This is a genomic window from Paenibacillus sp. AK121, assembly GCF_019042715.1.
In the GTDB taxonomy this organism is placed as follows: Bacteria; Bacillota; Bacilli; order Paenibacillales; family Paenibacillaceae; genus Paenibacillus; species Paenibacillus polymyxa_C.
On record NZ_JAHPJM010000007.1, the window covers coordinates 147,000 to 171,226 of the forward strand.

The 24,227-nt window shown below is 42.7% G+C and carries 22 protein-coding genes and 1 tRNA gene; 17 read left to right on the forward strand and 6 right to left on the reverse strand.

Going from position 1 to position 24,227, the window contains the following annotated elements; translation table 11 throughout:
* The first annotated feature begins 291 nt into the window (after positions 1-291).
* The 4 genes from KSP24_RS14810 (at position 292) to KSP24_RS14825 (ending at position 7,896) form a co-directional block, all read left to right on the forward strand.
* Positions 292-3,477, forward strand: a complete 3,186-nt coding sequence (locus KSP24_RS14810) for a lantibiotic dehydratase (protein ID WP_216975575.1) — start codon at positions 292-294, stop codon at positions 3,475-3,477.
* Positions 3,477-5,342, forward strand: coding sequence for an ABC transporter ATP-binding protein (locus KSP24_RS14815; protein WP_058712042.1), 1,866 nt, complete (start codon positions 3,477-3,479; stop codon positions 5,340-5,342). Before KSP24_RS14810 ends, KSP24_RS14815 begins: the two co-directional genes overlap by 1 nt.
* Before the next feature lie 16 nt (positions 5,343-5,358).
* On the forward strand, positions 5,359-6,741 hold the full coding sequence (locus tag KSP24_RS14820) for a lanthionine synthetase C family protein (protein WP_058712041.1): 1,383 nt from the start codon (positions 5,359-5,361) through the stop codon (positions 6,739-6,741).
* A 900-nt stretch (positions 6,742-7,641) separates the two neighbouring features.
* Entirely contained in the window at positions 7,642-7,896 is a 255-nt protein-coding gene (locus tag KSP24_RS14825; protein WP_016819666.1) for a YciI family protein, read from the forward strand.
* Between the two features lie 166 nt (positions 7,897-8,062).
* Here the strand turns inward: KSP24_RS14825 and KSP24_RS14830 are convergent, their stop codons facing one another.
* Positions 8,063-8,401: a helix-turn-helix domain-containing protein gene (locus KSP24_RS14830; protein WP_058712638.1), complete on the reverse strand. Its 339-nt coding sequence runs from the start codon at positions 8,399-8,401 to the stop codon at positions 8,063-8,065.
* Between the two features lie 723 nt (positions 8,402-9,124).
* Here KSP24_RS14830 and KSP24_RS14835 point away from each other — a divergent pair.
* Both KSP24_RS14835 and KSP24_RS14840 read left to right on the forward strand, forming a co-directional pair.
* The gene (locus tag KSP24_RS14835; protein WP_014599622.1) at positions 9,125-9,223 is read left to right on the forward strand and encodes a hypothetical protein; all 99 of its coding nucleotides are present in this window, start codon (positions 9,125-9,127) and stop codon (positions 9,221-9,223) included.
* A 223-nt stretch (positions 9,224-9,446) separates the two neighbouring features.
* Positions 9,447-9,899 (forward strand): DUF6386 family protein, encoded by a 453-nt coding sequence (locus tag KSP24_RS14840; protein WP_216975577.1) that lies wholly within the window; start codon positions 9,447-9,449, stop codon positions 9,897-9,899.
* A 130-nt stretch (positions 9,900-10,029) separates the two neighbouring features.
* Here the strand turns inward: KSP24_RS14840 and KSP24_RS14845 are convergent, their stop codons facing one another.
* Positions 10,030-11,160, reverse strand: a complete 1,131-nt coding sequence (locus KSP24_RS14845; RefSeq protein ID WP_058829367.1) for a phosphodiester glycosidase family protein — start codon at positions 11,158-11,160, stop codon at positions 10,030-10,032.
* A gap of 132 nt (positions 11,161-11,292) precedes the next feature.
* On the opposite strand from KSP24_RS14845, the gene KSP24_RS14850 reads away from it, so the two are divergent.
* The 7 genes from KSP24_RS14850 (at position 11,293) to nspC (ending at position 19,055) form a co-directional block, all read left to right on the forward strand.
* On the forward strand, positions 11,293-11,766 hold the full coding sequence (locus KSP24_RS14850; protein WP_216975579.1) for a hypothetical protein: 474 nt from the start codon (positions 11,293-11,295) through the stop codon (positions 11,764-11,766).
* 52 nt (positions 11,767-11,818) lie between these two features.
* Positions 11,819-13,132, forward strand: a complete 1,314-nt coding sequence (locus tag KSP24_RS14855; protein ID WP_216975581.1) for a WD40 repeat domain-containing protein — start codon at positions 11,819-11,821, stop codon at positions 13,130-13,132.
* A 156-nt stretch (positions 13,133-13,288) separates the two neighbouring features.
* Positions 13,289-13,912, forward strand: coding sequence for an SMI1/KNR4 family protein (locus tag KSP24_RS14860; RefSeq protein WP_013370427.1), 624 nt, complete (start codon positions 13,289-13,291; stop codon positions 13,910-13,912).
* A 181-nt stretch (positions 13,913-14,093) separates the two neighbouring features.
* Complete coding sequence (gene htpG / locus KSP24_RS14865; protein WP_040101687.1) at positions 14,094-15,974, forward strand: molecular chaperone HtpG; 1,881 nt, start codon at positions 14,094-14,096, stop codon at positions 15,972-15,974.
* Positions 15,975-16,132: 158 nt separating this feature from the next.
* A complete protein-coding gene (locus KSP24_RS14870; RefSeq protein ID WP_216975583.1) occupies positions 16,133-16,393 on the forward strand; it encodes a bacteriocin immunity protein in 261 nt (86 codons plus the stop codon).
* A gap of 314 nt (positions 16,394-16,707) precedes the next feature.
* Positions 16,708-17,907, forward strand: coding sequence for a saccharopine dehydrogenase family protein (locus KSP24_RS14875; protein ID WP_013370430.1), 1,200 nt, complete (start codon positions 16,708-16,710; stop codon positions 17,905-17,907).
* Positions 17,908-17,915: 8 nt separating this feature from the next.
* A complete protein-coding gene (nspC, locus tag KSP24_RS14880; RefSeq protein ID WP_016819677.1) occupies positions 17,916-19,055 on the forward strand; it encodes a carboxynorspermidine decarboxylase in 1,140 nt (379 codons plus the stop codon).
* 113 nt (positions 19,056-19,168) lie between these two features.
* Here the strand turns inward: nspC and KSP24_RS14885 are convergent, their stop codons facing one another.
* Both KSP24_RS14885 and KSP24_RS14890 read right to left on the reverse strand, forming a co-directional pair.
* Positions 19,169-19,666 (reverse strand): hypothetical protein, encoded by a 498-nt coding sequence (locus KSP24_RS14885; protein WP_216975585.1) that lies wholly within the window; start codon positions 19,664-19,666, stop codon positions 19,169-19,171.
* A gap of 270 nt (positions 19,667-19,936) precedes the next feature.
* Complete coding sequence (locus tag KSP24_RS14890) at positions 19,937-20,464, reverse strand: hypothetical protein (RefSeq protein ID WP_216975587.1); 528 nt, start codon at positions 20,462-20,464, stop codon at positions 19,937-19,939.
* A 295-nt stretch (positions 20,465-20,759) separates the two neighbouring features.
* Between KSP24_RS14890 and KSP24_RS14895 the strand changes: the two genes are divergently transcribed.
* Both KSP24_RS14895 and KSP24_RS14900 read left to right on the forward strand, forming a co-directional pair.
* On the forward strand, positions 20,760-21,275 hold the full coding sequence (locus KSP24_RS14895; RefSeq protein WP_216975589.1) for a hypothetical protein: 516 nt from the start codon (positions 20,760-20,762) through the stop codon (positions 21,273-21,275).
* Positions 21,276-21,345: 70 nt separating this feature from the next.
* The gene (locus KSP24_RS14900) at positions 21,346-21,855 is read left to right on the forward strand and encodes a GNAT family N-acetyltransferase (RefSeq protein ID WP_216975591.1); all 510 of its coding nucleotides are present in this window, start codon (positions 21,346-21,348) and stop codon (positions 21,853-21,855) included.
* 97 nt (positions 21,856-21,952) lie between these two features.
* Here the strand turns inward: KSP24_RS14900 and KSP24_RS14905 are convergent, their stop codons facing one another.
* Complete coding sequence (locus KSP24_RS14905; RefSeq protein ID WP_040101682.1) at positions 21,953-22,393, reverse strand: N-acetyltransferase; 441 nt, start codon at positions 22,391-22,393, stop codon at positions 21,953-21,955.
* Between the two features lie 381 nt (positions 22,394-22,774).
* On the opposite strand from KSP24_RS14905, the gene KSP24_RS14910 reads away from it, so the two are divergent.
* Positions 22,775-22,859: transfer RNA gene (locus tag KSP24_RS14910), tRNA-Leu, on the forward strand.
* Positions 22,860-22,956: 97 nt separating this feature from the next.
* Here KSP24_RS14910 and KSP24_RS14915 read toward each other — a convergent pair.
* Positions 22,957-23,487, reverse strand: coding sequence for an NAD(P)H-dependent oxidoreductase (locus KSP24_RS14915; RefSeq protein ID WP_040101681.1), 531 nt, complete (start codon positions 23,485-23,487; stop codon positions 22,957-22,959).
* Between the two features lie 197 nt (positions 23,488-23,684).
* Between KSP24_RS14915 and KSP24_RS14920 the strand changes: the two genes are divergently transcribed.
* Entirely contained in the window at positions 23,685-24,041 is a 357-nt protein-coding gene (locus KSP24_RS14920) for a winged helix-turn-helix transcriptional regulator (RefSeq protein WP_216975593.1), read from the forward strand.
* Positions 24,042-24,227: the final 186 nt, after the last annotated feature.

Consider the following 24,227-nt stretch of genomic DNA (forward strand, 5'->3'; position numbering starts at 1 on the left):
TTGCTGCTCTAGCGCTTCCTTGATTTTATCGGCTACCGTAAAGGTGACGCGAATCCAAAAAAGATTCGGCGTATGCGTTGCTCGAGCTCAGACATTTTTGGGTATTTACCCATTTTATTATAGGTAACATTGATCATCCTTCTATTTGATTCCCGCTGTTACGTGCTTTCAAAATTTAGGATTGTAAAAGATTTCGGGTATGTGTCGAATGTAAAGAGGTCTGCAAGTATTTAGACTCTATAACTACTCCCTAAATCTCTTATTTTCAGTCCGCTAAAACTAGGAGGAAAAATGACAAAAGAACCCAATATATATCGCGCATTGGATTTTTTTATGGTTCGCACGCCTGTTTTGCCGTTCAATTTGTTTATACAGTGTTTTCCTTCCGATTGGAAAGACCAAGAAGAGCTTAAGCGTTTTTCGCTAAATAAACTTGTCGAATTATCCAATGACTCGATTATTCGCGAAGCGATTGCGGTAGCGAGCCCGAGCTTGCTTGAGTCACTTTCTCATCTTGGCAATGACCAGAATGCACGGAAGAAAGCGCAGGCTATCAAAGGTTTTATGCGCTATCTGCTCCGCATGATGACGCGTCCCACACCATTTGGCCTGTTTTCCGGTGTGACTTATGGGCAATTCGCCGAACAGTCGCAGATGAACATAGAAGGCATCGCAGCGTATCGCAAACGCGTGCGACCAGATATGGAATGGTTGTTAAAGATTGTTGATAAAATCGAGAAGCAACGTGAAGTTGTAGTTCAGCTTCGTATTCAGCGCAACTCTCTTATCTACCGGCAAGGCGAACGAGCAAAAATTCCTTACGTAGCCAGATATGGCGATCTCGGCGTCGGAGAAAGTGATAGCGTATCTGTACGAGCCTCTGCAGTATTCGATCTGGTGATGGAAGCTAGTATAAATCCAATTCCGTACCTAGAACTCGTATCCCGGATTAAGAGTGCTTTCATGGAGGCAGAATTAGATACGATTCATCGCTACATTTGGCAGCTTTTTGAACAAGAATTCTTAGTTTCGGAATTGCGACCTCCGACGACGAGTATAGAGCCCTTCGATCATATCCTGTCTGTGTTGGATGGGGTAGAGGGTATAGATGAATGGAAGGTTGCTCTCAATGAAATTCGTCAGAATATTCGCTCGTACAATAACCGATCAATTGGGCAGGGCGAGGAGCAATTACTTCAGTTGCGACAGATGATGAATGCTTTGGCTGAGGTGAAGACGACGGTACAGGTTGACTTGTCCTTGGAAGATCGATCCGTGACCTTGCCCTATCAGGTTCGTGAGGATGTTGAGAAAGTTGCACAATTGTTTAGTCGAATTTCTACACGTAAGTACCGACACCTGGAGGAATACTGCAATGAATTCATAGAGAAATACGGCTCGTATCGAGAGATACCAATTTTGGAGTTGCTGGATGAGGAGATTGGGCTAGGGCCACCGGCCACCTATCAAAATCCGAGTAGCGTTCATAGGCAGTTAAAGAATCCGAGTGTGCCATTCAGTACGAAGTGTGAACAATTACTCTTCAAGTGGTTCGTCTCGTGTATGCATCAGGGTGAACAAGAGATCGTTCTCACGAACGAAAGGATTCAACAGATCTTGGAGGATGAATCTGATAAAACCACCAGTGAGTTAATTCCTACTCCGTCAATGGAACTCTACTTTTTAATGGTAGTGCAGGATCGGGAAGCACTCAATCGCGGAGAGTACACGTTGGTACTTGGACCGAATCCTGGATCGAGTGGCGCGGGGAAAACGTTCGGACGATTTATTGATTTAATGGGTGTCTCGTTTAAAAACATGTTCAATGAGATTCATGAGGAAGAGCAACGCCTATCACCAGGTAAACTGCTTGCAGAGATTTCGTATTTACCCAGTGCAGCGAGATCGACGAATGTCGTTCTCACGGAAAATTTTCGCACTTATGAAATCGGAATTGGCACGAATCACACTGTACCAGAGGATCAACAGATTCATGTGTCCGATTTGATGGTTGGGGTGCGAGACGATAAATTTTATTTGAAGTCACGCAAGCACAATTGCGAAGTGATCCCGACAGCTGGGCATATGTTGAACTACCAGGGTGCGCCGAATGTGTACCGATTTCTGGTGGAAGTTAGTCAGGAAGGGTATCGACAATGGTCGACATTAGAATGGGGAGTAATGGATCAATCCCCCTTTACTCCGCGTTTAAGATATGGGAACATCGTGCTAAGTCCAGCGACATGGCGTATACAATTGAGTGGCAAGACATCTGAGCGCGAGAGCGAGGAGCAATTGGAGCTTCTGGTTAGGGAATTTAGTATGCAGTGGAAAGTACCTCGGTATGTGTATATGACTCAATTCGATAATCGTATCTTGTTCGATATGGAGCATCCTCTGCATGTGGAGGAGATCTGCAAAGACTTGAAGTCAAAAGGTCAAGTGACGCTGATCGAGCATATAGGGGGATTCGAGGATATGCCGATCCAGCGGAGCGATGGGCCCTTGACGGCGGAATTTGTCTTCCCGCTCGTTAGACGCACGGAAGAGATGGATCTGACCCAAGCGGAAGTGGCGGTAAGTAAGGAGACAGAAATCTCTCGCCGGACTGTTGTTGATGCATCGCAGCGTGTACAGTTGCCGGGTGGATCGTGGTTCTATGCCAAGTTCTATGGGATAGACAGTCGCCAAGATGAGTTCATTGGTCGTCAGTGGGGAGATTTTGTTCAGAAATGCCGTGAGGCAGGTGTAATTGAACAAGCGTATTTCATTCGTTACTCCGATCCAACTCGTCATATTCGAGTACGGTTCAACATGCCAAGCGGTAATGACATATCTTCGTTCATCCCAATCTTCCATGAATGGACGACTATGTTACTTCAAGATGGAATGATAAATAAGGTTGTTGTGGACACGTATGAACCAGAGATCGAACGATATGGTGGACCTGAGCTTATGCGGTTAGCGGAACGTATGTTTGCTTGTGACAGCGATGTCACAGCGAATTTGGTTCGGTTGCTTCGATTTAAGCAGATCCAGCTAAGTCAGGAGGTCGTGGCGGTGTGTGGTGTGATACAATACATGACTCAGTTTGGTTACAACGAGCAGAAGGTTTACGAGCTCCTCAATGAGCGCTTCGATGTAAAAGAATATCTGGATGACTTCCGTAATGAACGACGTTTATTCCTGCAGTTGTTAGGGAGGGATTCATCCGAATTAGCACCATTGCATCAAGAAGGTAAGCTGATTCATCAGATTGGTCAGCACAGGGAAGAGGCTGTCAAGCGATATCAGCAAGTACTTCTTGAGCATGAGCGGCAGGGCACTCTTATGAACAACAAAGACAGTATCCTGTTCAGTGTGATTCATATGTACTTAAACCGCTTGATTGGGGTTGATCGAGATAAAGAACGTAAGGTAATGATTATGGCTCGTCACGCCCTTAATAGCTTGTTGCAATATTGGAGGAAGAGCTAATGAACTTTATTTGGAAGGGATGTCAGCATGAATTAGCTTCACTCTGGAAGACGGTTCGACATGGGCTGCAACTCTTCCGATTGATTTTCCGCATGAATAAGAAGTATATGATTCCAAGTATGATGCTACACATCATTCAAGGCGCTGTGCCTGTGATGACATTAATGGTTACACAGAATTTGTTGAATAGTGTTTCCGTGGGATGGAAAGAAGGGGAATACAGGGTACTTTCTCATTTTGTTTGGTTCATCGTCATCTATGTTTTTAAGAATTTCATCGACGTCGCCCAAAGTTATGTGGAGGGGAACCTTCAGGCGGTCATTTCCAATTCGATGAATGTCATGATCTGTGAGAAATCAACCACGTTGGGATTGGCCGATTTTGAGAATGCTTCGATTAATGATCAATTAAAAAGGGTTTCACAAGAATCTACTTATCGCCCCTATCAATTGTATAGCCAGATGGCTGGCATAACTTCTGGAATCATTACACTTATTTCATCTGCTATCCTACTTGTTCTGTGGAAATGGTGGGTGGTGCTCGTGATTTTCATAATATCAACGTTTTCTATCTATTCGATTTTCAAAATCAATCGAGAACAGTTCCAAATCTACTTGGATCGTACTCCGAAGTATCGAGAATCGTGGTACATGACGTATCTCTTAACAAACGATAGTACATTTAAGGAAGTGAAAATATTCCAACTGGGTTCTTACTTGTTAAACCGATACCGCGATTTGTTGCATGGCTTCTTCCTTGTGGATCGTCGCATATTACTGAAGCGAATTCGAGTTACTTTTCTGTACGATATGTTAGAAATGGTAGCTTTGTTCTGGTTAATTGGGCTTGCAATTCACGAGACATTTATAGGAGTGATGATGATCGGGAGTTTGTATGGGTATATCCAGGCGATTATGCTCACGCAGAACCAGATGAATGGGGTTATTCAGGGGCTTGTCCAGTTCTCACAGAACAATCTTTACATGGAGCAGTTGCTCTTGTTCTTGCAATTGCCTACGTCGGATCCTGTTAATCGACAGAAACAGTTGCCCAGTGCAACAGAGCTATCGTGTCACGCAAATGCAAGTGTCCAGATTACACAGATTTCGTTCAATCAGGTATCTTTCGCTTATCCAGGACAAGATTCGGATACGATTCGAGAAGTGGATGTGACATTCAAGAAGGGGCAGACTGTGGCTATTGTAGGGAAGAATGGTTCGGGTAAGTCCACACTCATGAAGCTGTTAATGCAATTGTACAAGGATTATCGTGGTACCATCCAAGTCAATGGCCGTAATGTTCTCGACTACGATCTGCAAAAAGTCCAAGAACGTATGGGGGTTGTGTTTCAAGATTTTGTTCACTATGAAATGTCGGCTCGCCATAATATTGGCTTCGGCTCATTGGCTGAACTCGAACAAGATGAGCGATTGATGGATGCAGCCAAAGTTGCAGCTATTGACCAAGTGATTGCGAATTTGCCAAACGGTCTCGATACACAACTTGGCAAATGGTTCGATGAAGGACATCAACTTTCGGGCGGACAGTGGCAACGTATTGCAATTGCAAGAGCCATTCTGCGAAGTGCGGATGTATATATTCTAGACGAGCCGAGCTCGTTCTTGGATCCATTGGCTGAACGAGACTTACTACAATTGTTCATGCATTTAATGAGAGACACGATAGGGATTTTCATTACACATCGTATCTCGTCAGCGCGTCTAGCCGATCAGATTTTAGTCATGGAGGACGGCCGGATCATTGAGCAGGGATCGCATGCTGAATTGATACGTTTAGGTGGGGTATATGCGCAGATGTATCAAGTGCAAGCAAGTTCATTTGCAGAAGAAGTTGCGGTGAATTAGAAGGAGATGATTGAGGATGAAAGCGGCAAGTGCGGTATCGACACAATGGATCCCCTTAAGTGGGGAAGTTAGGAAGCAAGTAGCACAAGTGTTGCAGGCGATTGTGCAGCGTTATAAGGATCCTGATCAAGTACGTGCCCAGATGAAGCAGGTTCCTGGGCAAGTGATTGAAGGGAAACAGGTAGCACGATGGTCAGACACAAGCTTCTCGGGTGGATTTACGGGTATTTGTGTATTAATGGGACAACTGGATCAGTTATATCCTGATAACGGTTGGGATATGGTAGGGCATAGTTACCTGCAAAAGATCCAACAGGTAATCGAACAGCAAGGTATTCATACTCTATCTCTATACAGTGGGTTAGCGGGTATTTTGCTAGGCGTTCGTGCTCTGTCACGAAAGAATACGCGCTACCAAGGCATGCTAGATACACTGGCTAGTTGGTTCGAGGAAGCTGTGTTAAATTATGTAGAGATATGCAAAAACCAGTGGGAAGAAGGGCAATTGCGTATTAGTCAGTACGATACAATCGAAGGTTTGACAGGAATTGCACGAGTTGTGTTGGCTTTCTCAGATCGACCGCAGATGAAGATTATCTGGCAACGGATTGTTGAAGTATTCCATATCTTCTGCGGGGAAAAAGATTATCAAGGACATCGGATCCCTGCTTGGCATATCCTGTCTGCGAATCAGTTCCTCGAACATGAAAAGGTGCAGTATCCAAATGGGAATTTTAACCTGGGCCTATCCCATGGTATCTCAGGACCGCTGGCTTTTCTGAGTCTATCGCAATTGCAGGGCATGACAACAGAAGCGATGCGTGCAGATCTGCGGCGGCTCACCGAGTGGATATGTCGATGGCGAGTGAGCGGTGAAGCAGGAACGTTATGGCCGGGGCGAGTCGCTGTTGAAGAGGTACTTCAGGGTGAATTGCATCCGAGCAGTATCCGAGACCCGTGGGACTCCTGGTGCTATGGGGTGCCTGGGATTGCACGATCCATCTGGCTAGCTGGGCAAGCGATGCATAATCAGGAATGGAGCGCAATTGGGTTGCAGGCGTATGTAGACATTGAGAATCGCATCCAGACCATGGGAGGACTCACCGCCTCTACCTTGTGTCACGGTATAGGAGGCCTGCTTCATATGGTTCAACGTATGTATTCGGATACGGGTCATGTGAAGCTTGGTGCGATTCGTGATGAACTAGTTGTGGCTGTGCTGGATAAGTATGCGGCAGAGTCGAAGTTTGGTTATTATGATGAATATTTTGTAAATGGCAAGTATGAGCAAGTGGATGAAGCGGGCTTTTTGACGGGTGCCGCGGGCGTGGCACTTGTGCTAGCTTCTTTGCTTTGCGAGGAAAGCCCGGATTGGGATCAGGCTTTGTTGATACGATAGGTTAACACCACACCACCGGACACCGCCAGGACTGATGACAAAAGGGTCCGTGAAAAAATCTTCAGACCCTTTATGCATGTTCACAAACGATGTGATTCTTCATTGGTCTGGCTAGAGCTTTCAAGCATTCGTAGAATGTTGAGGGACAACGTCGAAAAGAGGCAGTACTCCTGTATATTACGGACATTCCTCTTATGGGTTTTCACGAGATTATGGGCTGGTATTATGGTCCCGAAAGCTCCTTCGCATTAAATACTGAGAAGGCGCATATGTGTCGCCCAAAAATACCAGTCATCCCAAAACACTTTCGCTTTCTCAGGCGTTTCCTGCTTCCATAACTTCGAAAATGAGCTCAAGTGATACGCTTTCGCCGTTTTCAGATCTTCTTCCTTGAGAATCTCAGCTTGTTTTAGAAGACAAACCCTAGTTCGATGAGCGAAGAAAAATGTGGTAGTGAATAAGACGTTTAGACTACTAGAGAATAGTGCATATTTTATAGGTGCTGTAGGTACGTTTTCAAATCATAACCACCCGTCAGACGGGTGGTTGCTCTGAGGCTATAAGCCTCTGGTTTTCCTGCTCTTGAATATACTTTCTAATGGTTGCCTCAAACATCCACTTGGTATGTGCCATGCCATCTCTGCTTTGTGCCACAAAAACCACCTTCTCCTTTCGTTATACATAGTAGCTTGAACACTCCTATTATAACGATTGCATCAGGTGGTTTTTTGTTTCGCACGCTTTGCGTACTCAACTGGTTAAAGCCACTAAAATTGACCAAATTCCCTTATAGTTGCATTTCATCTTTAAGGACTTTTATTACAATAGCTAACGCTGTAATATCTTCTTAAAGGAACGCCAGATATTTTTTATTACAAGGGAAATATGGAGGGGAAATCAATGAATTACTTTTTATTAATCACTACACGAACAAACAAGTTCAATACTGATGATATCAAAGGGCACTATGACCATCTGGAAAAGTTAAAGAAAGAGGGAGCTCTTGAAAAGTATGGTCCATTTAGCGATGGAACGGGAGGAGCCTATTTAATAAAAGCAGCGTCACTTGAGGAGGCGACAAAGATTGGGAATTTAGATCCGCTCATTCAAAATGGTTCTTCTACATTGACAATAAAGGAATGGCTGTTGCGTTAAAGTTCATCTGCAAAGAGTGATAATCCATCTAAGAAGGTCATGACAAATAACTAATGTGCCTTTTTGGTATTGAATAAAAAATGAGGACTATGATTTTCTGAAAATGAAAAGTATGGTCCTTTTTTTATTTCCCAAGAGATTGCTCTCACAATTTTTGAGAATCTTCTTAGTTGATAATCTCCCGTATCACATTCCTCGCCAAACGTACCTTTTCTGGACTCGATTTTTTGAGCATTGTAATAATTTCTATAATATCTTCATCAGACTCCACAATTTTGGGGTCCTCGCTTACATATGAAAACAACTGAACTAAGTTTACGTCTAGTGCTTTTGCGATTTTAGCTACATTTATCAAGGAAACATTCTTTTCTCCACGTTCGATCTGCCCAATGTATGTAAAATGAAATCCGCCTTTTTCCCCAAGTGCTTCTTGCGAGAGGCCTTTTTCTTTGCGTAAAACTCTTATTCTAGCCCCAACTAGCTTTAACACTTCTTTGTCCAGCATACATCTACACCCCTTCATACTAAAAAGCGTAGACAAGATTTTCTTTGGTAAACATGAGATTAAGAATCGTATATTCGTTATTAATTATATCTATAAGTATTATTTTAGAGTATAATAAGACTATTCTTGAAATTCTCTGGAGGAATAGATATGAAAGAAGCTCTTTTACCTGTATTCCAAGTCCCACTCAACCATCCAGACCTGTACAACACCTACATCATTCAATAACCGATTTCCACACGCTATCCCAATACCACATGAAACTAGCCCAAATTCTGTACAAGCATAACCAACTCCAATGCTGCATTATCCTCTGTGACAGGGCGTTAACCTCCATGGTAAAAGCTCTATATATGAAAGAAACTAATAGTATTTTCCCTCCGGGACTCTTGTCCATGGCGGATTTGTTGCACTTATTACATACTGACACCAACCCCGGATTGGATATTGTTGTATTTATAGGCACCACTCAATTTCTTTCATCCCAGCTAGAAACCTCGCTCATTCAAAAGATGAAGCAGAAAGATGTGAGCAGGCTGTTGCGTAGATCCGACGACATTCTCTGCCAGTTGTCATCCCGAGTCATAACTGATTCATCCGAAACGTATCAGTCCATTTTCTAAGAATCTCCTCCATGGCAAATAAACTTGCCGATTCGCCCGATCGTTATCCACTTTTCTACATACGATAAGAGTAAGCTTTAACGCAAGGAGGGATTTAGACATGGGTGAAGTAGGTTACGGTGGAGCATGGACATCCACAGGCGCGATTTTGGTATTGTTCATTTTGTTGGTGATTATCACCAAATCTTTTCTGATCTAACGTTAGGTTAGCATCGCTCAAACTTACAAAGCGACCCTCTTTCACGACATCGTGAGGGAGGGCTTTTTTAATGCAGAATGGATGGTGGCTCTAGTATGTTGTCTGGTTCTACAAGCATTGTTATACTTTACATACAGGGATAATTTCCCTCAAATCTATAGCAATACGGATAGCGGAAGACGTGGGAAAACGGAAATTCGCTGACTATTATCAGGAGGATTGTATGATGAACATGGCAATCAGTCCATTTCAATTTACGACAGACACGGCGACTCTTTGCCTATTTGATACGCAAGCTCTGAAGCATCGCTTGAACGATGAGCCGGATTGGTGGTCTATCGAAGCAGATGAGCTGGGGGAGTTAAATGCGGGAAACGCTGCTTTCTTGAACCTGGGAGCGGATGGGACGTATGAGGTTGTGATAACAGATCATATCGAGCAGCCGACGGTGCGGCTGTTTTTGAAGGTTCCTTCAGGGAACATATTTATTGGTGCAGGAGAGGAAGCCACAGGTGGTGAGTTAGAACCTGATTGTGTATGGGGAGGGTCATTCCTGTCTGTGCAACCCGGACTTTATGAATGCTTGGCAAGCAGAGGAGAAAACCACCGTATTTATCTTTCTTTTAAAAAAGGAGGCGAAGGCAGTAACAGCTTTACCAGCCTGGTTCGATTGTAGGTTGCAGGATCAAACCGTAACGGATCAGACAAACCGCTCGAACACAGGGGAGCCATAATAACCGTGACTGGGAAAAAAGAAAAAGCTATCCCCACGGCTTACATATCCGTGAAGACAGCCCTTTATTCGTCTATTGATACTTTACAATAATAGCGTTGCTGATCTGGCGGCCGGGTGTGGTGAGGTAAGAGCCGTTGTAGTACAATCCGCTGGAAGCACCGCCATCCAGATTCATGGCCTGATAAGCGCCAGCCTGCTTCATCATTTGGGCGAGCTGCGGAATGGTCGCTCCGCTTGTAGTCAGGAGGATCAGCTTATGATCCCTAGTAATTCCAAGTGCGCTGCGGGCGCCGCCGCCTGTTAATATTTTAGGGTCTTTGAAGCCTTCGGCTTTGACATTTAGGGAAACCTGACCGTTCGTAACCAGACGAGGTCCAGCTTGAAGAGCACCTTCGACGCTGCCTTGACTTAACTGTTGTTCAAAGGCAGAACCCGACACAAGCTTGGCTAAATGGTTAGCATCGTAGGTAAAGACGGTACGTTGGTCACCGGAGCTTTTTTTCAACAGCTTGCCATGGCTGACCAGATAGCCGTAAGGCGTCTTGTAGGAGCTTTTGGTATAAGCGTCAAAGAATGTGCCATTAATGGCTACAACCGCTTGATTGCGTTTGGCAAGACTGCTTAAGTCCTCCACTTTACCAAGGGTATCGCTTGCCAGTGCTACGTCCAAACTTACCTTGGGATGGAGCATGGAGATGGTGACCACCTTAGCGGAAAAGGTACGAGATCCAACCTTGAAGCTCTTATGAGCTGTCGTGATGGGGGTAGTGTTTCCGAGTAGCTTGCCGGTAAGTACCGGAAGCGTAACAGACTTCGTACCCTGCGTAATTCGCACAGCTGAGGTTTCTTTTTGCCATAAGACTTGCAGATTTAGATATTGGTTGATGAACTGCAAGGGTACATAGGTAGCGCCGTTATCGGTAAAAGGTGCATTTTGCAAACGAATCGTTTGATCATTTACTTTAGCAACAGTTTGTCCCGTAAATAAGGTAAGCCGGGTATTGCCTTGCGCTATTTCTATTTTTTTGTCCGCTGGGTTCAGGTTGAGCGTGATCCCTTCATAGCTGTTCAGGAGGCGAAGCGGGATGAAGGAGTGGTTATTCTGATCCACATAAACCAGCATAGGTGCTGGTGAAGCAGCGTAGATCGGGGTTACAAGTAAGAGCATGGACAGGATGATAAGTGCGGTGATTCTTTTCATGAACAGATCAATCTCCTTATGTAGTCTTAACTAGGGACGAGGTGCTTGTACTTATATCGGGTTTTATGAGTTATAAGTGTATGTTACGCGAATTTTGAGTGTTTGGATGATACAGAAACGGGGTGGCTGGAGATGAGCAGGTATGAGACAAGACTTGAGGATTACCGTCGCAGGGAGCGCCCTTCTTATCGTGTTTTTGAAGGAATGCAGGAATTGGTGGGCAGCGTGGGGCAACTGCATAATAACTGGTTATATGTGAATGTGGATCAATGGGATCAAGACTCTGTTCATACACCGATTTATTATTTGGATGAGCATTGGCTGGAGGAATGTGCAGAGGACGGTACAGCTGTAACTAACGAGCAGGACGAGTATATTCCTATATGGATATCAGATCGTCAGGTTCAAACCTGGTTTGAGCTGGCCACCTTTGAAAGTGTTGTAGAAGTTCTTAAGGCTGCTGGAAAGCCAGTAACACTTCAGATGGTGATTGTGGCGGTCAAATATTACGACAAGCGCGATGCCTATCTGGACTATGACGAGGTAAAGGCAGTGACAGACCTGTGGTCTGTGTTGACGAAGGTGAGGAACCACCTAACAGAATGAATAAAGCCTGTAGAACAAATAAGACATACATACACTGGATGGGGGGAGCAGGATGAGTTGGTTGGATCATGAAATGGCGGCACAGTGGCGACAGGAAGGAAAAAGGTATGCCGCAGACGTGAATGAATTTGTTAGAATCGGTATGGAAAGCCAGTGGCAGCAGGAGCAGCCAGAGCCAAAGCAAGACGAACGCTCCAAACTAGCCGAAGATATTTTTCGTATGATTCAGGAGGCAAATCAGGCCGGGGAAATAGAGCAGTTACGTCAGGAGATTCCGGCTGCATCCTGGCCGCTTACACCAGCGTTTGAGGAGGCTTTGCAAGCCGTTAGGCCGATGGCTTTTATAAATGGAGGCAATGAAGTCATTCTACATGCAGGCAACCCTCGGGAACGCGGACAGATCTATGTGACGGGAAAAGATGGAATCAGGCAAATCCCTGGAATGCACCGAGTAGGTTGTTCGCCGGACGGGAGTTATTTTGCGTTGGTGGGTGGAAATGGGATTCGGATTGTTCGTCAACCGGATCGGAATCTGCAAGGGGAAGAGACAGCCTATTTTCAGTGGAAGGATATACAAGCCCGTTTAAAAGCATCTATTCCTGACTTGGAATGCTTGGCGGATGAGGAGCACCCTGAGGATATATTAGATGAAGTGATTCCTTTTGGCGATGGACAGCTTCTGTTGCTGGTTTGCGGTTACGGTGTTTATTTGCTGGCTGGTGATCAGGTGGAATTGATTCATCCCACGGCGTCTGAACGAAGGGAATTGGGACTGGAAGACACGATTGTGGATATGGCGCATGGAGCTGTGTCGAAGGATGGACGCTGGCTCGCATATGGCAGCCAGATGAGTGAGCATTTGCTTATGGACTTAACCGGTAAGACGGTGCATACATTGGAGCCAGGCTCCAGCTATCCGCATTATGCCCTATTTTCCAAAGATGATATGGATGTCTGGTACAATGCCTGTCATTTCTACAACGGTGCCACCATTCAGGTGCCAATTGCCGAAGTGGAGCAGGGAATTGCTCAGAATAAGGAAGAATGGCCGATAATAAATGAAGAAATGCGAGTATACGCTGCAGTAGCGCTGACACAAGGATCTATTCTAGGTGATGCCTACGGCTATCTCCGTCTTATTGATAGAGAGGGGCGTGAACTTTGGCGCTATTTTGTCGGCAGTACGATATCCGGGCTGGCAGTTACACCTGATGAAGGCATGCTGGCGGTTGGGACGTATGGCGGTATGCTTCATTTGATTGATTTGCAGAGTGGCTCAAAGGATGAATATAGCATTGGCACTGCTCCAATTCACGAGACAGAGCGTTGGTTGCTCTGGCGTAGTTATGAGCCATTGCGCTGGTAATACTAATATTCCGCAAATGGTGAAAAAAGCAAGTTCTGATAAGCTGAACATAAAAAGAGTAGTGGTATATGATTGCAATGCTATTTTCATATAAAGACGCATGAGGCATACACCTATGGTGCAAAATGGGAATAAAAAGGAAAGAGGTGTGAGAACATGGACAAGAAAGCGGATATTCGCACATCCATGAAGGAGTTATTTGCACAGATGAATGAAGCCTTTTTTATGGATGTGGAAGAAAATGTACCGTTCGAAATGCGTGATGGGAACGTCGATGAGGAGGGATGGATCAAGTGGAAACCTATTCCTTCACAGATTACAGAACAGGAAGTTCGGGATATGGAAGAAAAATACCATTTTGAATTGCCGCCTCTGCTGAGGAATTTTATCATGTCCTACCATTATGTATCTTTACAATTCGATAATGAATCTATTCCGGGAGTATACTGGAGCGATTGTACGTTTGTAGAGTTTCCACGTCTGCCGATAGGTCATGGCTTAAAGGCATTTTATGATTTGATCGATCAATGGTCACCTTTGCTGTCAGCAGGCTATATTCCATTTGCAATTGCAGAAGACAATCAGGGTCCTGTGTGTTTAAATGCAGGCAGCAGACATAAGGACGGAGATTATCCTATTGTCTGGTTCTTTCATGAGGATCTAAGGCATTTGGATGAGGATGAGCTACGGATCAGGAGTAATCTGCTTCCTCATGTGCAGGGGCTGTTTCCATCCTCTGTCGAACTGTTTAACGTTATGTTTAAGCAGATCAGACACTAGCGATTTCCTGAAATGTAATTTTACTGTGCAGGTTAAGCAAGATATTGACATAAAAAATGAGGAATGTTATAAAAAAGGTAGGCTAGCACTCGAATGGTGGGAGTGCTAACAAAGTTGAATCGTTTGCATAGCTCTTATCCGCTGGCCTTACATAGGTTTATATTTGAAAGGAGATATCCGAATGGAGAAAAAACAGTTTCAGGCTGAGTCCAAGCGTCTGCTCGAAATGATGATTAACTCGATTTACACTCAAAAGGAAATTTTCCTAAGAGAGCTGATCTCCAACGCAAGTGATGCGATTGACAAAATTTATTACAAAGCACTGACAGACGATCAATTGGTCTTTGACAAAGAAAATTATTATATTAAAGTAATTGCCGATAAGGATAATAGAACGCTAACGCTACGTGATACCGGGATTGGGATGACCAAGGAAGAACTGGAAAATAATCTGGGCGTCATTGCTAAAAGTGGTTCATTGGCATTCAAAAATGAAAATGAGTCCAAGGATGGTCATGACATCATCGGTCAATTCGGCGTCGGCTTCTATTCAGCTTTCATGGTAGCAGATGTAGTTACAGTAACTACCAAGGCTTTGGGAAGCGATACGGCTTATAAATGGGAATCAACAGGTGCTGACGGTTATACCATTGAGGCGGCTGAGAAGGACGAGGTCGGAACCGAGATTGTACTGAAAATCAAGGAAAACACCGAGGATGAGTCCTACGACGAATATTTGGACGAGTACCGTTTAAAAGCGCTTATTAAAAAATACTCTGACTTTATCCGGTACCCGATTAAAATGGATGTTACAGGCAAACGTCTGAAAGAAGGAAGCGACAACGAGTTTGAGGATTACAAAGAAGAACAGCGTATTAACAGCATGGTGCCCATCTGGAGAAAAAATAAAAGCGAGCTAACCGACGAGGATTATCAAAACTTCTACGCGGAAAAACGCTATGGCTACGACAAGCCGCTCCAGCATATCCATGTCAGCGCGGACGGCGCGGTAGTGTACCAAGCTATTCTGTTTATTCCTGAGAACATACCGTTTGATTTTTACTCCAAGGAATATGAAAAAGGGCTGGAGTTGTATGCCAACGGTGTACTGATCATGGAAAAATCTCCTGACCTGCTGCCGGATTATTTTAGCTTTGTGAAAGGTATGGTTGACTCCGAAAGCCTGTCACTCAACATTTCGAGAGAAATGCTGCAGCATGACCGTCAGTTGAAGCTGATTGCCAAAAATATCGAAAGTAAAATTAAAGGCCAGCTATTGACACTACTCAAAAATGATCGGGAGAAATATGATCAATTCTACAAATCATTTGGCAGACAATTGAAATTTGGTGTCTACAACGATTACGGCAGACATAAAGAAACCCTTCAAGATCTGCTTATGTTCTACTCTTCTACAGAGAAAAAACAGGTTACTTTGGACGAATATGTATCTCGTATGCCAGAGGATCAAAAGTATATTTATTATGCTTCCGGGGAGTCCAACGAGCGTATTGAAAAGCTGCCGCAGACCGAATTAGTGGCCGATAAAGGCTATGAAATTTTGTACTTCACTGATGATATTGATGAGTTCGCTATTAAAATGCTCTTAAGCTATAAAGAGAAAGAATTCAAATCCGTATCGAGTGGCGATCTGGGGATTGAATCTGACGAAAATGAGAAAGAAACTGAAGCGGAACAAAACGACAACAAGGAGTTGTTCGAGTACATGAAGGGCTTGCTGGAAGGCAAAGTATCCAGTGTAAAAGCCTCCAAACGCTTGAAAACACATCCGGTATGTCTGTCCGCAGACGGCGAAGTGACTATTGAGATGGAGAAAATTTTGAACGCCATGCCGAATAACGCTGATGTCAAAGCGAATAAAGTGCTGGAAATCAACGTGAACCATGCGGTGTTCAACTCTTTGAAAGAAGCCTTTGCCGAGGATAAGGAGAAGGTAAACCTCTATACGGCATTACTGTATAATCAAGCTTTGCTGATCGAGGGCTTGCCGCTGCAAGATCCGGTTGAATTCACGAACGATATTTGCAAAATCATGGTTTAATATGCTTTATTACGATATAGAGCCGTTCCCGTACCGGGGGCGGCTTTATTTATTATGACACTTCTTAAAGCTCCATAATAGGTCGTATAGTGCTTACACTAGAAGTGTAAGGCTACAACACTATGTTGACTATAATCCATACCTAGGAGGGCGATTGTATGAGTCTGGACCGAAACCCATTGAAACTCCAAAAGTTAAACCGAAGTGAGCTTATACAGTTGGTGGACAAAATTATCAGAGGCGAGGGAACGGAGGAGGAACTTGACAGCATGCTGACTGAAGTCATGCAAAATACACCTCATCCGGGGATTAGTAATTTGATTTATTGGGATGACCGTGATTTGAGTGCGGCAGAGATTGTAGATGAAGCATTAGCCTATCAGCCCATTATTTTACCACCCAATGAATCTTCTTCATAGGACGCGGAGGGGTGGTCTTTTGTTCAAAAATAAGATAATATGATTTCTTTAAGACATGAGCATTATATTCAAGAAAACTTCCATTAAAGGTGTGTTGGATTCCTTGTAATGTATGGGGAAATGTTTGCTTTTGGCTCGCTTCACAAAGAATTTATGCATAATTTTGGGATTTGTAAAGTTTTTGTGACATGCTCCTGTGAATTTTGACACAGCAAATTGTCGTTTTTCTTGATTATTTGGTGGGATGTCTTTATAATCATTTTGTTTGCAAGAATGAATAGCGATTAGCGTATGGAATAAGGAGGTTATTTATTTTGGGAAAAGCATTGATTATTGGCGCCGGTGGCGTGGCCAGCGTTGTGGTGCATAAATGTTGCCAAAACCCAGATGTATTTGAAGAAATTTGTATCGCAAGCAGAACTGTTGAGAAATGCGATGCGCTTAAAGAGAAGCTGGGTGGAGGTCGTACGAAGATCCAAACGGCTCAGCTTGATGCTGACAACACCGACATGGTCATTGACTTGATTCGAAGCTTTCAACCGGATGTAGTTATCAATGTGGCTCTCCCTTATCAGGATTTGACGATAATGGATGCTTGCCTTGAGACAGGTGTTCATTACGTTGATACGGCGAACTATGAACCGCCGGATACGCCGAAGTTTGAATACAGCTGGCAATGGGCCTACAAAGAAAGATTCGAAAAAGCAGGAATTACAGCTCTGCTGGGCAGCGGTTTTGATCCAGGTGTGACTGGAGTATTTACGGCATATGCTCAAAAGCACTATTTTGATGAAATTCATACGATTGATATTGTGGATGCAAATGCAGGGGACCACGGATATCCTTTTGCAACTAACTTTAATCCGGAAATCAATATTCGTGAAATTACAGCGAAAGGCCGTTACTTTGAAAACGGAGAATGGATTGAAACTGAGCCACTTTCTGAGAAAAAAGTATACGACCTGCCTGAAATTGGACCGAAAAATATATATCTTTTGTATCATGAGGAACTGGAATCTCTTGCAGTGAATATTAAAGGCGTGAAAAAAATCCGCTTCTGGATGACGTTCTCGGACAATTATCTGAATCATTTGAACGTACTTCAAAACGTAGGCATGACTTCGATCGAGCCTATTGATTATGAAGGACAACAAATCATTCCACTGCAATTCCTGAAAGCTATTTTGCCGGACCCGGCTTCTCTGGGACCAAGAACAAAAGGCAAAACAAACATTGGCTGCATCATCCAAGGCGTGAAAGATGGAAAGCCGAAAACCTATTATGTTTACAACGTTTGTGATCATGAGGAATGTTATGCAGAGGTTGGCTCCCAAGCCATTTCTTATACAACAGGTGTACCTGCCATGATCGGTGCAATGCTTATCATCAAAGGTCTCTGGAAAAAGCCAGGCGTTTACAACGTTGAGGAATTCGATCCAGATCCATTCATGGAAGCACTAAATAAACACGGATTGCCATGGCAAGAGAACTTTTCGCCAACGTTGCTTGATTGAGGTCTGCGATGAATATTGATATTACCGGACTCCCATCACCTTGTTATCTTGTTGACGAAAGACTTCTTGTCAAAAACCTTGAGGTTTTGAATTCCGTACAAGAGCGTACAGGTTGCAGTATTCTGCTTGCTCTTAAGGGATTTTCGATGTTTTCGACCTTTCCTCTGGTTGGCAAATACTTAAAAGGCGTAACCTCCAGTTCGTTGTTCGAGGCAAGACTCGGTCGCGAAAAAATGGACAAGGAGGTTCACGTATACGCACCGGCTTATGTTGACAGTGAATTTGATGAGCTATTGGAGTATGTTGACCATATTGTTTTCAACTCCTTTGATCAACTGAAACGCTTCAAAAGCAGAGTGCAAGGCGTAACTTCCAAAAAAATCGATATCGGCATTCGAGTGAATCCGGAATATTCGGAAATCGAAACGCCGCTGTATGATCCTTGCTACAACAACTCCAGAATGGGTGTGACTCTGGCTAACTTTAGACCTGAGGATCTGGATGGCGTGGACGGTATTCATTTTCATACGATGTGTGAACAGAATTCAGATACGCTGGAGCGCACTATTAAAGTCGTGGATGAGAAATTCGGGCCATACATTAAGCAAATGAAATGGCTCAATTTTGGCGGCGGTCACCATATTACCAGAGAAGACTATGATCTGGACACACTGGTACGCTGTATCCAATATTTTCAGGATAAATACGGTGTGCAAGTTTATCTTGAGCCAGGCGAAGCTATCGCTCTGAACACCGGATATCTGGTTGCAACCGTATTGGATACGATGAAAAACGGAATGGACATTGCCATTCTGGATACTTCGGCTGAATGTCATATGCCTGATGTGCTGGCTATGCCTTACCGCCCGAATATCATTGGTGCTGGCAAGCCTGGTGAGTATGCACATACTTACAGACTTGGAGGGCTTACGTGCTTGGCTGGAGATGTGATTGGTGACTATTCCTTTAAAGAGCCATTGAAGCCGGGAGACAAGCTTGTATTCTGCGACATGGCCCATTATACGATGGTCAAAAACCATATGTTCAACGGAGTCAACCTGCCAGCCATCGCCAGCTACAACGATGAAGAGGGCATCAAGGTAATCCGTCAGTTCTCCTACGAGGACTTTAGCTCGCGTTTGTCGTAAAGAATAAATAATGTAAAGTGACTTAACACAAGAAGCCGCGTCCCTGAAATAGGGGCACGGCTTTTGTAATTAGTATTTATTGATTATCTAAGCTACTAAGTAAATACATAATTTTAGTTAGGTTCAGTAGAGACTTTATAAAAGAACGCTCTGCCTGTGTAAGGTTCAAGTCCTGGTGCTTCGACGACTAGGTAGTATTCCTTACCTTTTTCAAATTCTACATCTAAAAAATATTGATCGTCTCTTGAACGACTCAATTTATGATGATTACTATTATAAACAGTCATTTGCAACCAGGAATCAGAGTATCTGTCTCCCTGAATTGTAAAATGAACTTTTTGCGATTCATAAGCCTTAAATTTAAATACATCATAGGCTTCCCAGACTCCAGGAACTCCTTCTTTACCAAGGGTCCCAATGATAGAATCACCTACAAAAAAAGGGTTAGCTTGTTCGAAGGTGCCATTTGGTTCCTGTTCATTTCCAGTAAGGGTTGGAACAGCAATTAGTTGCTTGTTTGCTGTAGGATTTGTTTCTTCGGCTACAGCGATACCAGTAGTAGTACTCAGCATAAGTGTAAGACCTAATGAAGCTAACAACATTTTTTTCATAAAATAAAACACCTCTCTTTTTAAGGGTTATATTCTTATATGAATATATCAGTAATTATTTTTGAACTATTTATATATCCTTCAATAGAAAAGGATATACACAAAATAAGTAGAAGGTACAAACGAGCCATAAGACGAAGAAGGTATGAACGTAAAAAACCGTCAGTTCTTCTACGACGATATAGCTATATTTGCCGTAAGATAATAGGGGTTCAAAGATGTAAACTCAGTAAAAAGGATCGCGTTTTTTGTTATACTTCAACTTTACTACTAATTGATTTGTTTAATCGTAGAAAAAACTCTATAGTCAAACAATTGACCAACGTCAGCATCAGTTGCTTCTACTAACAAGTAGTAAGTTTCTCCAGCTTTAAGATTTAAACCTAAACGGTATTGACGCTCTTCTGCACTTCTTTTGACGCTTCCATTACTGTCAGCCACACTAAGCCTCATCCATGCTTTGGGATATATCTCTCCTTGAATATTAAATTCGTAGAATCCAGACTGAGAAGCTGTAAACTTATAATAATCGACAAAGTCATAATAGCCTGCATATCCTCCAGGGATTTTTCTTTCTAAGCTCCCATAGATATCGATTCCATCTCCTACTGTTATTTCACTGGTAATCTCATCAAACCAGTTATTAGGCTCTGTGTCGGCGTACCAAGAATTAGAAGGCTGGATAGATTCCTTTTGTAATGCGGGTGCTACTTCTTGAGCTTCTTGAGCAGATGCAACGGCGGTGGATGTGCTTAATAGAAATGCAAGACCTAGTGTGGAAAAAACTGCCTTTTTCATTTAATCATCTCTTCCCTTCTTTTATTTTGGGATTTATATAATATACTTACTAATCCCATCCATTATTATATAGTATGTTCCAGTAAATTGTGATAAAAATGTAACAATAAACAAAATATATATTTTTTTGTCACAATTATGAGTTTTTACAAATTTATTCACTAATTTTCAATTAAGAGTTAGCCAACTTACTGTATACTATAGAATTCCGTCTTAATATACTTTCGTGAAAAGGGGCATCCTATTTTAGGAGTAACACAAGCTATGTTATACTCAACAACTGGGGGTGAGAAAAGTGTTCGACCCGACCGTTTTTGATAATTTAAAAGTGGCTATGGAAAATGCGGTTTATGATCTGGATAATCTGGATTCACGTATTAACATTACACAGCGAATCGATAGATTGGAAATGTCGGTAATGTCGCGTGAATTTGGTGTACAGTTCAGTCTGAGAGAACAGCCGGGTGTGACGGCAGAACTTCAACTAAAAATGGATTTAAACAACCTGGCTGCAGAAATTTTGGAAATGGAAGATCAAACTCCGGGATGTAGCTTATTGCTGTATTTTGATATGAAGATTCGAGATATTGAGACACAATGCAGCCGGATTGAAAAAATACTGGCCGAAATTTGGAAGCCTGAACTTCGACCAGTACAGACGCTAAGTCAGATTTACGGAGAGAAGACATCTACATACCATAATAGGATTGAACTCCAATTTTCCAGGCAAATTAACGAAGATCAGATGGAGGATATTCCAGAGTTGTTGGAACATATGTTGCTGACGCTTACGGAATTAAACAAGATCTAAACATCCCTTTTCCTCTTAATAAAGACAGCCTGTCATTTGGGGAATTTAGAGATAAAGGAGCTAGGGATATATGATAAATGAACACGATTTTTCTGAAATATATGCGATTATGGAGTCTTCTTTTCCAGCATCAGAATGCAGGACGTTTGAGGCTCAAAAGGCTTTGCTAAAACATCCTAGCTATCGCATCATGACTGAAAAGAATGAGCAGGGGAACATAGTGGCTTTCTTGGCAGGTTGGGAATTCGCGCATTTTTGGTTTGTAGAGCATATTGCGGTAGATTCCCGTATACGAGGTGGCGGATTAGGCAAAAAGCTTATGAGTAGATTTGTCTCACGGTCTGATCAGCCAGTAGTGTTAGAGGTTGAGCCGCCAGTGGATGAATGGTCACGAAGAAGAATCGGTTTTTACGAACGATTGGGGTTCCGTTTGAACCATTTTGAATATGTACAGCCCCCTCTAAGAGAAGGACAGGCGGATCTGCGGCTTCAAATTATGAGCTATCCATATGCGTTGGCTGAATCGGCGTTTGCTCCTTTTAAAGAGATTTTATATACCGAGGTTTATGGGCTTAAATAAGGGACTAGACAGTTAGTAGATAAAAGTAAAAGGCTCTGCTTGTGCCGTATGGATACGGGAGCGGAGCCTTTGCTCTAAAAAGTTAAAGGGTGCTTCATTAGTATGAATGTTTAGTCCATATCATCACAAATTCCTTCTCCTCAGTTTCGGCATCCACAGATTCCGCTTGAATGGTAAATCCATTTTTAGTATAAAAGTTAAATGCTTTCGTGTTGGACTGATACACCTTTAATTGAATTTCGTCATGCTGCTTTTTAACCCAATCTAATAGTAGCTTGCCATAGCCTTTTCTTTGAGAATCAACACGTATGAACAGAGCAGCCAAGTATCCATCCAACATGGAAACGAAGCCGCCAATCGTATGATCATCCTGTATGATAACGTAGTTTTGAGCGAGGGGAAGGTACTTGTACTCCATCTCGGCAGCTTGAGATTTCCAATACTGTGGAGCAATAAAATGATGGGCTTCTACAGAAGCATCCAGCCAGATGGCTACCAGTTCTTTCAACTCTTCTACTTTCGCAGATCTAATTGACATTGTAACGCCTCTTTTCACATTATGTAATCTTATCTATACTAAGTATGATACTGAAATAAAAAAGACCGTCCGTAGACGGCCTTTCTACCCGTGGCGCTTAATTAAAACCTTGATCCGTATCCCGCGCCTCCGTCAACTCTGTAAATTAGAGAATAACGGACCGGGTAAGGGATACGCTCAACATGTGATTATTGATGTTGACGCACCTCCTTTCCTGATGCGTTCATCTTACCATATCTGGTTGGTGATATCCAGTGGTTTTATTATATTTGCTAGTATTATTCATAGAAAATATAATATAAAAATGGCTTGCTTTTAAATTCTATGCAAGATATAATCTTAATTACGGTGATTAAAAAAGTTGCCATCAATACATAGTATGCGGTCGTGGCGGAATTGGCAGACGCGCACGGTTCAGGTCCGTGTGGGCTAACCCCCCGTGGAGGTTCGAGTCCTCTCGACCGCATTATACCTAACCATATAAAAACAGGTTCTTGGATTGGCTGGATGCCACCAAGAGCCTGTTTTTATATGGTTAAGATGCGTGTTGTAAAACAGCCATTTTATTTATACTGGAATATATATTTAATATAGTCCTTTGCGCTTTGGTTAATGTCTTCATCACTTGCTTGAAACGAGGCTCCAAAGACAGCGAAATAGGGTAATGTCGTGGCGCCAACATGTACTGCGCTTGCTTTGAAAGGTGCTATAACTTCATCTACCGTAAAGGTAACGGAACCAGTAGATAAGTAGTTTTCTTTTTTATCGCCAATCGACATGGCGATCCCTAGCTTCTTTCCTTTTAACTTATCACCTTTTGAACCATAAGCCCATCCATGCGTAAAAACATCATCAAACCACTTTTTTAACAGAGGAGGGTAACTGTACCAATATAAAGGAAATTGAAATATGATATTGTTGTGTGCTTCAAGTAACTTTTGTTCTTTCAAAACATCAATATTCCAGTTTGGATACTCTTTATAAATTTCATGAATTGTAATTTCATTGGTATATTGAAGCAATTCTTGTTTCCATCTTTGATTTACTCTGGAATCTTCAATATTCGGATGTGCTAAAATCACGAGAGTCTTCATCATAAATCACCTTTCTTACATAGCATCATTTGCTTTTTGGGGATACGTCTTATTATTCTGTACGCTATAAAAAAAGTAAATACACACAATAAAGTAATATAGTTACTTGAAAGTGTGCATGGTACTTAGAGTAAAGATATGTGACTATAGAATTAATTGGATCAACTTAGTTATTTTAGCGGTGAAAAGGTGGTCGTATGAAACAATATAATTTAGGCATAGAAGCAACACTTGAGATCATCGGAGGTAAGTGGAAATCCTTAATCATATGTTTATTAATGGCTGGTAGAAAGAGGACAAGTGAATTACAGCGTAGTATACCAGGCGTTTCTCAAAAGGTTCTTATACAGCAGCTTCGTGAACTTGAGAAGGATGGCATCGTTGGCAGACATGTGTATAATCAAATGCCTCCAAAAGTGGAGTATTATATAACGGAATATGGTATAACAGCAAATGAAATAATTGATTTAATGTGTACCTGGGGAAGAGCAAATATCAATAAAAGACAACAGCAAGGAGAAGATGTGAAGTTGCTAGAGAATGAGTCAAAATGAATAGCGGAGTGAAAGAGCGCTGGAGACTATGATGTTTACGGCGATTTTCTTTTTTGTCATAGAGTAGGTAGTTGGGGAATGGCTGTTATAGGATCGGTTGCCTTCAAGTACTATGTTATATGTTGAGCCACAAGCTGATTTGTAATATAGTTATGACTGGACAACCATTCCATCAATATTAAATGA